12 protein-coding genes are annotated in these 10857 nt (G+C 63.2%); 6 read left to right on the plus strand and 6 right to left on the minus strand.

Annotation, left to right across the window (positions count from 1 at the left end):
* Positions 1 to 110: 110 nt before the first annotated feature.
* Positions 111 to 776: an isoprenoid biosynthesis glyoxalase ElbB gene (gene elbB / locus LIY45_RS04865; protein WP_017476644.1), complete on the plus strand. Its 666-nt coding sequence runs from the start codon at positions 111 to 113 to the stop codon at positions 774 to 776.
* Here the strand turns inward: elbB and LIY45_RS04870 are convergent.
* Both LIY45_RS04870 and LIY45_RS04875 read right to left on the minus strand, forming a co-directional pair.
* The gene (locus LIY45_RS04870) at positions 773 to 1225 is read right to left on the minus strand and encodes a YaiI/YqxD family protein (RefSeq protein WP_017476645.1); all 453 of its coding nucleotides are present in this window, start codon (positions 1223 to 1225) and stop codon (positions 773 to 775) included. The two genes, elbB and LIY45_RS04870, sit on opposite strands and share 4 nt — an antisense overlap.
* Before the next feature lie 2 nt (positions 1226 to 1227).
* Positions 1228 to 3123 carry a cytochrome c/FTR1 family iron permease gene (locus tag LIY45_RS04875; protein ID WP_226475539.1) on the minus strand — a complete coding sequence of 632 codons (1896 nt, stop codon included), beginning with the start codon at positions 3121 to 3123 and terminating at the stop codon, positions 1228 to 1230.
* A 307-nt stretch (positions 3124 to 3430) separates the two neighbouring features.
* Between LIY45_RS04875 and LIY45_RS04880 the strand changes: the two genes are divergently transcribed.
* The 4 genes from LIY45_RS04880 to LIY45_RS04895 are packed head-to-tail and all read left to right on the plus strand — an operon-like array spanning position 3431 to position 6580.
* The gene (locus LIY45_RS04880) at positions 3431 to 4828 is read left to right on the plus strand and encodes a hypothetical protein (RefSeq protein WP_226475540.1); all 1398 of its coding nucleotides are present in this window, start codon (positions 3431 to 3433) and stop codon (positions 4826 to 4828) included.
* A 10-nt stretch (positions 4829 to 4838) separates the two neighbouring features.
* On the plus strand, positions 4839 to 5210 hold the full coding sequence (locus LIY45_RS04885; RefSeq protein ID WP_003214024.1) for a YcfL family protein: 372 nt from the start codon (positions 4839 to 4841) through the stop codon (positions 5208 to 5210).
* 35 nt (positions 5211 to 5245) lie between these two features.
* Complete coding sequence (gene lpoB / locus LIY45_RS04890; protein ID WP_017476649.1) at positions 5246 to 5833, plus strand: penicillin-binding protein activator LpoB; 588 nt, start codon at positions 5246 to 5248, stop codon at positions 5831 to 5833.
* 3 nt (positions 5834 to 5836) lie between these two features.
* Positions 5837 to 6580 (plus strand): penicillin-binding protein activator LpoB, encoded by a 744-nt coding sequence (locus tag LIY45_RS04895; RefSeq protein WP_226475541.1) that lies wholly within the window; start codon positions 5837 to 5839, stop codon positions 6578 to 6580.
* A 138-nt stretch (positions 6581 to 6718) separates the two neighbouring features.
* Here LIY45_RS04895 and LIY45_RS04900 read toward each other — a convergent pair whose 3' ends face one another.
* The 3 genes from LIY45_RS04900 to LIY45_RS04910 form a co-directional block, all read right to left on the minus strand.
* The gene (locus LIY45_RS04900; protein ID WP_226475542.1) at positions 6719 to 7351 is read right to left on the minus strand and encodes a LysE family transporter; all 633 of its coding nucleotides are present in this window, start codon (positions 7349 to 7351) and stop codon (positions 6719 to 6721) included.
* Positions 7352 to 7572: 221 nt separating this feature from the next.
* Positions 7573 to 8136, minus strand: coding sequence for a mechanosensitive ion channel family protein (locus tag LIY45_RS04905; RefSeq protein ID WP_226475543.1), 564 nt, complete (start codon positions 8134 to 8136; stop codon positions 7573 to 7575).
* On the minus strand, positions 8136 to 10046 hold the full coding sequence (locus LIY45_RS04910; protein ID WP_226475544.1) for an ATP-binding cassette domain-containing protein: 1911 nt from the start codon (positions 10044 to 10046) through the stop codon (positions 8136 to 8138). The genes LIY45_RS04905 and LIY45_RS04910 overlap by 1 nt, the downstream gene beginning before the upstream one ends.
* A 50-nt stretch (positions 10047 to 10096) precedes the next feature.
* On the opposite strand from LIY45_RS04910, the gene LIY45_RS04915 reads away from it, so the two are divergent.
* Positions 10097 to 10558, plus strand: coding sequence for a TIGR02444 family protein (locus tag LIY45_RS04915; RefSeq protein ID WP_226475545.1), 462 nt, complete (start codon positions 10097 to 10099; stop codon positions 10556 to 10558).
* Here the strand turns inward: LIY45_RS04915 and LIY45_RS04920 are convergent.
* On the minus strand, positions 10555 to 10857 hold a 303-nt coding region (locus LIY45_RS04920; RefSeq protein WP_226475546.1), incomplete at its 5' end, for a hypothetical protein. The genes LIY45_RS04915 and LIY45_RS04920 overlap by 4 nt on opposite strands.

A 10857-nucleotide genomic window follows, 5' to 3' on the forward strand; every position in this document is an offset into this window, starting at 1 on the left:
AGTCCGGTCAATTATTGTTACATCTAGAGTAGGTGTAGCGGCTGGATATCCCATTGGCAATGAGTGACAAATGAGTAGACATTTAACGCCATGAATCAGGAGAAATGCCCATGAGCAAAAAGATTGCAGTGATCCTTTCCGGCTGTGGCGTGTACGACGGGGCTGAGGTTCATGAGAGCGTGATCACCCTGCTGCGCCTGGACCAGCGCGGCGCCGAGGTGCAGTGTTTTGCGCCGAACATTGCCCAACTGCACGTGATCAATCACCTCACGGGCGAAGAAATGCCTGAGTCGCGCAATGTGCTGGTGGAGTCGGCGCGCATTGCCCGTGGCGAGGTGAAGGACATTCGTGAGGCCAACGCCGAGGATTTCGACGCGCTGATCGTGCCCGGTGGGTTTGGCGCGGCGAAGAACCTGTCGAACTTTGCCGTGGAAGGCGCCGGGTGCAGCGTCAACCCGCAGGTGCTGGAACTGGCCGAGGCGTTTGCCGAAGCAGGCAAGCCCGTCGGCCTGATCTGCATCTCGCCGGCCCTGGCGGCGAAGATCTATGGCCCCGGCGTGACCTGCACCATCGGTAACGATGCCGACACCGCAGCCGCCATGGACAAGATGGGCGCCACCCACCAGGAGTGCGCGGTAGACGACATCGTCGAAGACAAGGCGCGCAAGCTGGTGAGCACCCCGGCCTACATGCTGGGCAAACGCATCAGCGAAGTGGCGTCAGGCATCAACAAGCTGGTGGACCGAGTGCTGGAGCTGACCCACCAGAACGATTAAGCCTTCATCAGTCGGGTCAGGATCCGATCCAGCGAGTTGGCAAACGCCTGCTTATCCTTGTCCCCATGGGGCGGCGGGCCACCGCCCATCTGCCCCTGCTCCCGCAGATCGGTGAAGAGGTTACGCACCGCCAGCCGCTCGCTCATGTTCTGCGGGCTGAACTCCTTGCCTCGCGGGTCCAGCGCCGCCACGCCGTTCTTCACCAGACGGTCGGCCAGCGGCACATCGCTGCAGATCACCAGTTCGCCGGGCACCGCGTGTTCCACCAGGTAGTCATCGGCCGCATCCGGGCCGCTGGGCACCACAATCAGCTTCACACACGAGAAGCTCGGCTTGATCTGGCTCTGCCCGGCCACCAGCACCACCTCGAACTGGCGCTTGAGGGCGAACTTCACCACCTGATCCTTGGCCGCACGCGGGCAGGCGTCTGCATCGATCCACACGCGCATGGTTACGCCACCACCCGGCGCTTTTCAGCCAGCCGGCTGCGGCCGTATAGCACCACAATCGCCAGGATCGCCACGGCCTGGGCACTCAGGGAATAAGCGTCGGCGTGAATGCCCAGCCAGTCGAAGTCAAAGAACGCCACCGGCCGGGTGCCGAAGATCCCGGCTTCCTGCAACGCCTTGACGCCATGCCCGGCGAACACCACCGACAGCGCACAGAGCAGCGCGGCGTTGATGCCGAAGAACAGCGCCAGCGGCAGTTTCGCCGAGCCCCGCAGAATCACCCAGGCCAGGCCCACCAACAGCACCACCGCCGTGGCGCCACCGGCCAATACCGCGTTGTGCCCGGCGGGGCCTGCCTGCAACCACAGGGTTTCGTAGAACAGGATCACTTCGAACAGTTCGCGGTACACCGAGAAGAACGCCAGCATCGCAAAGCCGAAACGCCCGCCACCGCCCACCAGGCTGCTCTTGATGTAGTCCTGCCAGGCGGCCGCGTGGCGGCGGTCGTGCATCCACACCCCGAGCCACAGCACCATCACACTGGCAAACAGCGCCGTGCAGCCTTCCAGCAGCTCGCGCTGGGCGCCGCTGACATCAATCACATACGCCGCCAACGCCCAGGTGGCCAAGCCGGCCAACAGCGCCAGGCCCCAGCCGACGTTGACGCTGCGCACCGCCGATTGCTGGCCGGTGTTACGCAGGAACGCGAGGATCGCCGCCAACACCAGGATCGCTTCCAGGCCCTCGCGCAGCAGGATCAGCAAACCGGAGATGTAACTCAGGGACCCGCTCAAGCCATCGCTGCCCAACAGGCCGGCCGACTCGGTGAGCTTGCCCTTGGCCACGTCCAGGCGCTGCTGCACTTGCTCGATCGGCAACCCGTCCTGCAAGGACTGCCGGTAGGCCATCAAGGCCTTTTCGGTGTCCTTGCGCACGTTGGCGTCGACGTTGTCGAGGGAGCTTTCAACCAGCTCGAAACCTTCCAGGTACGCCGCTACCGACAGGTCGTAGGCCTGCTCGTGTTCGCCATTGCGGAAGGCGGCGAGGCTTTTGTCGAGGGTGGCGGCGGTGTAATCGAGCAACTGCGCCGGGCCACGCTTGACCTGCGGCGGCTGGGCGCGCTGGGCACGGAACGTCGCGACAACGTCCGGGCCTTCGGCGGCCAGCACTTCGTTGGGGGTCTGGCGCGCAAGGTCAGCGAGGTTGAAGGACTTTTCGCGTTTCGCTGCAGCCGGGTCGGCGGTGAAGCCGGCAATGTAGGTGGCCAGGTCCCAGCGCTGGCGGTCGTCCAGTTGATCGGCGAAAGACGGCATGTCGGTGCCTTCGACGCCCAGCCCAAGGGTGTTGTAGATCGCGTAGAGGCTCAAGCGGTCGAGGCGTGCAGCGTCCCGCAGATTGGCGGGCGGTGGGGTCATGCCAACGCCTGCGGGGCCATCGCCGGCACCCGTGGCACCGTGGCAGACCGAGCAATTCTGGGCGTACAGAGGCGCACCACGCGTCGGGTCGGGCGTAATGGCCGGGGCCTGGCTGACTTCATAGGCCACCGCCAGCTTGGCGCCCAATTGCCGGGCCTGGTGCGCAACCACCGCGCCGTCCTGATGGGCCGTTACGGCGGCCAGCAGTTCATCCACGCCTTTTATCAACTCGGCGCGCTCGGGCTTTTCCGGCAGTTCGGCCACCAGGCCTTGCAGGACCCCGAGAAACTCCACCTGTTCGCGGTATTCCGAATCATCGATGACCTTGCCCGCCTCCACCGTCGGCGGGTAGTCCGCGCCGATGTAGTCCAGTAAATGCAGGGCTTGGGGGGCGCCCTCGGCCGTTGCGGCCAGCACGTTGAAACTGCACGACATCAACGCCGGCAGCACCAGCCAGGCAAGAAAACGGAAGGGCGCAATCATGAATGAATCTCAAATGGAAATACGAAGTAACACATTGTCAAACCTTACGGGTTTTGACTCAAGGTGTTAGTGATCAGGGATTGGGATTACTCAGGTGCGGATGCTGGCACCCTCACTGGAAATAGGATCCAAAAGGCCATTGTTTTGCCAGCAATGCAGCTTATAATGCCGCGCCTTCGTTATTGCGAAATGGCATTTTCGCTCCTCTTTTTATGAGGAATTGGCAGGATCGCGATGCCTTCCTGCCATTGGTGATTCGGCCCGCCCAGCACATTCGGCCGATTACGTTCAGGGAAGAAGCTCCTCGATGGCATCTCGCGCCTTTACCTCGCTCGCGCTCGCAGCAATCACCTTGCTGTCCGGTTGTTCGATGTTTCGCAGCTACGACACCGAGCTGCAAGCCACCAATCAGCAGTTGGCCACCGGCAATGTCGACGGCGCGCTGACCCTGCTTGAGAAGAACAACACCGGCGACGACAAGGACCTTCTCTACTACTTCGAAAAGGGCGAGTTGTTGCGGGCCAAGGGCGACCTGACCGGCAGCCAGACCGCCTGGCGCAGTGCCGACCTGCAAGTCTACAAGTGGGAAGAGTCGGTCAAGTTCGACACCGACAAGTACCTCGCGCAGTTCGGTGCCTTCCTGGTCAATGACAAGGTCCGCCGCTATGAAGGCTACGACTACGAAAAAGTCATGCTCACCACCCAGATGGCCCTGAACCTGCTGGCGCTGAACGACTTCGACGGTGCCCGTACCGAAATCAAGAAAACCCACGAACGCGAGGCGGTGATCGCCAACCTGCGGGACAAGGAATACCTCAAGAGCGAAAACGAAGCCGAGCGCCAGGGCATCAACACCCAGTTCAAGGACCTGCGCGGCTACCCGGTGGAAAGCCTCGACGCCCCGGAAGTGGTCGGCCTGAAAAACAGCTACCAGAGCGCGTTCAGCCATTACCTGGCCGGCTTCGTCTACGAAGCCCTGGGCGAAAAAGACCTGGCCGCACCGGGCTACCGCAAGGCCGCCGAACTGCGCCCCAACACCCCACTGCTGGAACAGGCCCTGCTCAACCTGGACAAGTCCAAAGTCGGCGCCGACGAGACCGACGTGCTGATCGTGGTGCAAAGCGGCCTGGCACCGGCTCGCGACTCGATTCGCCTGCCGTTGCCGATCCCCATCGACGGCCACCTGGTGATCACCCCGCTGTCGTTCCCGGTGATCAAGCCCGACACCTCCACCGCGACCTTCGCCCAGATCGGTGTCGACGGCCAGCAGCAGCACCTCACGGCCCTCAACAGCACCACCGTCATGTCCCGCCGCGCCCTGCGGGATGACATGCCGGGCATCATCCTGCGCACCACCGTGCGCGCCGTCACTCGCGGCATCACCCAGAACAACCTGAACAAGACCAACCCGATGGCGGGCCTGGTACTCGGCATCGCCTCGGCCGTCACCGAAGGCGCCGACACCCGCACCTGGCGCACCTTGCCGGACATGACCCAGGTGACACGCCTGCGCCTCAAGCACGGCGAGCATCAAGTCAGCCTGCCCAACGCCCTGGGCGGCACGCTGGTAACGGTCAAGGCCGACCAGCGCTACCAGGTGATCACCCTGCGGGTGGTCGGCAACCAGGTATTCGCCGGCGGTCTCGCGGCCCACGTGGTGCAGAACAATCCGCCCCAGGCCGTCGCCACTCTCAAACAACCTTAAGGAGCACGCTATGCGTCATTTCATCCTCGGCGCCCTGGCGCTGATCCTGCTGGCCGGTTGCGCCACCCCGCCACCGCCGGAACCCGGCAGCGCCGCGAGCAAAATCGTGGTGATGGGCAAGTTCAAGGGCATCGCAGTGGGCGCCATCCGCGTCGCCCGGGAAAACGGTTTCCTGACCGCCAAGGTGCAGTTGAGCAATATCACCAGCAGCAACCAGATGATGTATTACCGCTTCGCCTGGCTGGGTGCCGACGGCTTCCCGGTGGGCGACGAAGAGACCTGGAAAGTGCTGAACCTCTACGCCAACCAGGCGACCTTCCTGCCGGCCATCGCCAACCTGCCCCAGGCTGCCGACTTCCGCCTGGAAGTGAAGACGCCTTGATCCGCCCACTCATTCAGTTTCAGAGAGACATCCCCATGTTTGCACGCTTCTCGTTCCTCGCCGTGGTTGCCGTTCTGGCCAGCGGCTGCGCCAACACCTCGCCGGTACTGGGCGGTAAAAACATCAGTTACGGCGACACCAAGGCCGTGGAACTGGTGACCAACGAGTTCGGTTCCACCGACCTGCAGATGATCGCCGAAAGCATGACCCGCTCCCTGGCCCAGTCCGGCATCCTCCAGGGCCGCCCGGTGGTGCAGGTGTACGACGTGAAGAACAAGACCAGCGAGTACATCGATACCCGCGAGATCACCACCTCGATCAAGACCCAGCTGATGAAGACCGGCACCGCCCGCTTCGCCAGCGACAACACCGACATGCAAAGCCAGGTCGACCAGCTGAAGCTGCAGAACCAGAGCGGCCTGTACAAGAAGTCGACCGTCAGCAAGACCGGCAACATGGTCGCCGCCAAATACCGCCTGGAAGGCTCCATCAGCTCCATCGTCAAGCGCAGCTCGGACTACAAGGACGTGTTCTACAAGTTCAGCCTGCAACTGATTGACGTTGAAAGCGGCCTGGCCGAATGGATGGACGAAAAAGAAATCCGCAAGACCACGGAGCGCTAAGCAATGCGTGCATGGATCGGCATGATCGGCCTGCTGTGCGCCTTTGGCGCCTCGGCCGCACCGAAGATCGCAGTGACCGACCTGGCCTACGAGGCCCGGGTGGAGGAGTACATCCACCAGGTCGCAGCCAGCAACAACTTCCAGGCCAACGCCTACAACGCCAGCGGCGGCTCGAGCTACAGCGAGTACGAGAGCCGCAACAGCTACATCGAGCAGACCGAACTGCGCAAGTTCAGCGGCGACATCAAGGGTGAAATCCTCAAGTCGCGGCAGTTCCAGCTGGTACAGGGCACGCCCTACACCGCTGACGCCAAGGGCGATGTGTACGACGTGATCAAGCGGATCAAGGCCGGTAACTTCAAGGGCGCGGACTACGTGCTGTTCGGCACCTTGTCGGACATCGACTTCACTCAGGACGTCAACGCGCTGGACCACACCAACAGCTATTCGGCGGTGCTGGGCCTGACGCTGGTGGCGGATTTCAGCCTGATCAACACCCGCACCTTTGAGATCACCTCGGCGTTTACCGCCATGGGCGAAGGCCAGGACACCAAGCTGGTGAACAACCGTGACGTGCGCGTGAGCCTGAACCGGCCGCGTGTAGTGCGAGAAGTGTCGAAAGCGCTGGGTGAGGATGTGGCGCGGCAGTTGGCCGAGCAGCTTGGCGGTGGTTATCAGGAAGCACCCGGGCAGCCTGCACTGCGCAATAACCTGCCACGTGATGAAGCGCCGAAGATCTTGCGCTGATCACCGGAAGTACATGCCACACAAAACCAATGTGGGAGCTGGCTTGCCTGCGATGCAGACACCTCGGTGTATCAGTCACACCAGGGTGATGCTATCGCAGGCAAGCCAGCTCCCACATTTTTGATCCGGTTTCGCCAGTTATGCCGTTGCGCGATGCAGGCTGGCCAGGAACCCCGCCGCCCCTACGAACAAGCCAGCAAACGTACGGTTCATGCGTTTCTGCTGCTTCGGTGTGCGCAACAGGCGCAACACTTTGGAGGCGAGCCCGGTGTAGCCGGCCATCACGATCATGTCCACGCAGATCATGGTCGCGCCCAGGATCAGGTACTGGTTCAGCAACGGCGCCTGCGGGTTCACGAACTGTGGCAGCACCGCCAGCATGAACACCAGGGCCTTGGGGTTGCTGGCGTTGACCAGGAACCCGCGGAACATCATCGCCATCGGCTTGCCGAGCGGGCGAATCGCCGCGTCATCGCTCAGGTCGGTTGGCAGCGCGCGCCATTGCTTGATGGCCAGGTACACCAGGTACGCCACACCGAACCACTTGATCGCATAGAACGCGGTGGAAGAGGCCGCGAGAATCGCACCCAGGCCGCCGGCAACCACGGCGATTTGCATCGCCAGGCCCAGTTGCAGGCCCAGGGCATTCCAGTAACCGCGCAGAAAACCGTATTGCAGGCCGCTGGACATCGACGCAATGGCGCCAGCGCCCGGAGAGAGACTGATGATCCAACTGGCCAGGAAAAAGGCCAGCCATGTGTCGAGCGCCATTACACACCTCAGAGCTGAGTTTGCTGAATGTTTCTAAACTAACGCTGCTGGCCGAGAAATGGCTACAAAAATTTTGGGGTGCGCCTTTGTGGCGAGGGAGCTTGCTCCCGCTGGAGTGCGCAGCGCTCCCTGCTTTTTTTGGGGCTGCTACGCAGCCCAGCGGGAGCAAGCTCCCTCGCCACAGCAAGCGCCCTCGCCACAGCAAGCTCTCTCGCCACAGGTTAAGGCAGCACGTCGCTGCCGCGCCAACGGCGCACCGAGCGCTGGAAGAACAGGCTGTTGGGCACTTGCACCATGACACCGCCTGTCCCGGCCTCTTCCACTTCGATCAGCGTGGTGTAGAGCAAGTTGATCGCCACCACCCGACCTTTGACGCCGGGCTTGTCGACGGTGTCCACCAGCTCGACCACGTCACCAAGACGGAACGGCCCGACGGTGAAGATCAGGATGGCGCACAGCAGGTTGGACAACACCGACCACATGGCGAAGAACGCCACTGCGGCCACCGCCACAAAGCCCGACAACGCCGTCCACAGCACCGTGGCGGACACGCCCAGGCGCTCCAGCACGAATATCAGCGCGCTGCCCATGATCAGCCAGCGCAGGCCGCCGCGCAGGGGCATCAGCAACTGTGGCGGGAACGGATAACGTTCCCCCAGGCGGTTCAGGCATTTGGCGACGAAACGCTGGGCGAGGTAGCCGGCCAGCAGGATCAGCAGAATCTGTACGGCCACCCAGATCGGCGCGATCCATTGGGCTGGCAGTGGCAGTTGCAGCGCCTCCATCAGGACAGCGCCTCCAACTCCGCTTGCAAGGATTCCAACAGTTCGAGGGCTTCCATCCAGGTCTCCTCCAACTGCGCTTCACGTACCTTGAGCTTGGCCTGTTCGGCCAGCAGGTCGCGCAATTCATCCTTGCGGGCCGGCTCGTACACGGCGCTGTCACCGAGGCTGGTTTCGATCTTTGCCAGCTTTTCGTGGATCTTGCCCAACTCGGCTTCCAGCTTGTCGGCTTCACGCTTGTGCGGTGCCAACTGCTGACGCAGTGCAGCGGCGGCCTGGCGCTGGGCCTTCTTGTCGGTCTTGTCCGGGTTGACCGGCGTGTTGCTGACCGGCGCGTTGCGCAGGCGGTAGTCCGACAGCCAACGGGCGTAGTCTTCCAGGTCGCCGTCGAATTCCTCGACCTTGCCGTCAGCCACCAGCAGGAAGTTATCGGTGGTGCTCTTGAGCAGGTGCCGATCGTGAGACACCACCAACACCGCGCCGCTGAATTCCTGCAGGGCCATGGTCAGCGCCAGGCGCATTTCCAGGTCCAGGTGGTTGGTCGGTTCGTCGAGCAGCAGCAGGTTTGGCCGGTCCCAGGCGATCAACGCCAGGGCCAGGCGGGCCTTTTCGCCACCGGAGAAATTCAGCACCGGCTCGTCGATGCGCGCGCCACGGAAGTCGAAACCACCGAGGAAGTCCCGCAGGGTCTGTTCCCGTTCGGTCGGCGCCAGGCGCTGCAAGTGCAGCAGCGGGCTGGCCTTGGCGTCGAGGGAGTCCAACTGGTGCTGGGCGAAATAGCCCACCACCAGGTTCTCACCGCGCACCAGGCGGCCGGCCAAAGGCTGCAATTCGCCCGAGAGGTTTTTGATCAGCGTCGACTTGCCGGCGCCGTTGGGGCCGAGCAGGCCGATCCGCGCGCCAGGGGTGAGCTGCAACTTGACCTTCTCAAGGATGGTCTTGTCGCCATAACCCAAGCGGGCATCGGACAGGTCCAGCAACGGGCTGGAGATTTTCACCGACTCGCGGAACACAAAGTCGAACGGTGAATCGACGTGGGCCGCCGACAGTTCTTCCATGCGTTCCAGGGCCTTGATCCGGCTCTGGGCCTGACGGGCCTTGGTGGCCTGGGCCTTGAACCGGGCGATGTAGCTTTCCATGTGCGCGCGTTGCGCCTGCTGCTTCTCGTACGCCTGCTGTTGCTGGGCCAGGCGTTCGGCGCGGGCGCGTTCGAAGGCGCTGTAGCCACCGCGGTACAGGGTGATTTTCTTCTGGTCGACGTGAGCGATGTTGTCGACCACGGCGTCGAGGAAGTCCCGGTCGTGGGAAATCAGCAGCAAGGTGCCCGGATAGCTTTTCAGGAAGTCTTCCAGCCACAGGATCGCATCGAGGTCCAAGTGGTTGGTCGGTTCATCGAGCAGCAACAGGTCCGAGGGGCACATCAGCGCCTGGGCCAGGTTCAGGCGCATGCGCCAGCCGCCGGAGAAGTCGGCGACCGGGCGGTCCATCTGTTCGTTGGTAAAGCCAAGGCCGGCAAGCATCTTGCGGGCGCGGGCGTCGGCGGTGTAACCGTCGGCGCTGTCCAGTTCCGAGTGCAGGCGGGCCTGTGCGGCGCCGTCCTGGGCTTTCTCGGCCTCGGCGAGGTCGTGTTGCACCTGGCGCAGGCGCAGGTCGCCATCGAGCACGTAGTCGATCGCAATGCGGTCGAGGGTGTCGATCTCCTGGCGCATATGGGCGATGAGCCAGTCGGCCGGTAGCAGACAGTCCCCTGAATCAGGCGTCAGCTCACCCAGCAGCAAGGCGAACAACGTGGATTTGCCGGCGCCGTTGGCACCGATCAGGCCGGCTTTGTGACCGGCGTGCAGGGTTAGCTCGGCGTCTTCGAGAAGACGTTGCGGGCCACGCTGTAATGTTAGGCTTTGAAGTCGGATCATAATGGCGGCGGAGTCTACCAGCTTCGTTGGCCGCTGGCTTGGGTGTGAATATGTGCGCTGACCTGTGGAGCTTTGCCCTCTCGACTTACGCCCGCCCGGGCGCCGAGGACGCGTGCCTGCGCTTGCAGGCGCAAGGGGCCGACGTGTGCCTGATGTTATGCGGGTTGTGGTTGGAGCAACGGGGTGTGGCGCCGCAACCATTGCGTTTGCAGGCACTGCGGCAGATCGCCGGGCCGTGGCAGGCCGGGGTGGTTGAACCGCTGCGGCAAATACGCACGCAATGGCGGGCCTTGGCGCAGCAGGATGCTGAGCTGGGCGCGTTACGGGAGCGGGTCAAGGCCCTGGAGCTGGAAGCCGAACGGCTGCTGTTATCGCGCCTGGAGGGTGTGGCGCAAGGGTGGCCGATGGCCGAGGTGAAAGATCAAGCATGGCTTGAAGGACTGGCGGCCGGAGCCGCCAACCTTGACCACGACGCGCTGCATCAGCTGCGCGCCGCAGTCACCAGCACTTAGGAAGCGCTGGTTGGGGTGACGCTTGGCGCTGCCGGTGCAGACGTGCTGCTGGCCGGAGCGGTTGGCGCTGCGGTGCTGGCAGCCGGTGCGGCCGGTGTTGCAGGCTTTGCAGCTGGGGTAGCTGGCTTGGCCGGTGCAGGCTTGGCGGCGGCTGGCTTGGCCGCTGGTTTTGCAGCAGCCGGTTTAGCAGCTGGCTTTGCGGCGGGTTTTGCAGCAGCAGGCTTAGCGGCCGGCTTGGCAGTTGGTTTTGCAGCAGCAGGCTTAGCGGCCGGCTTGGCAGCTGGTTTCGCAGCAGCAGT

The organism is Pseudomonas sp. MWU16-30323 (genome assembly GCF_020515595.1).
In the GTDB taxonomy this organism is placed as follows: Bacteria; Pseudomonadota; Gammaproteobacteria; order Pseudomonadales; family Pseudomonadaceae; genus Aquipseudomonas; species Aquipseudomonas yamanorum.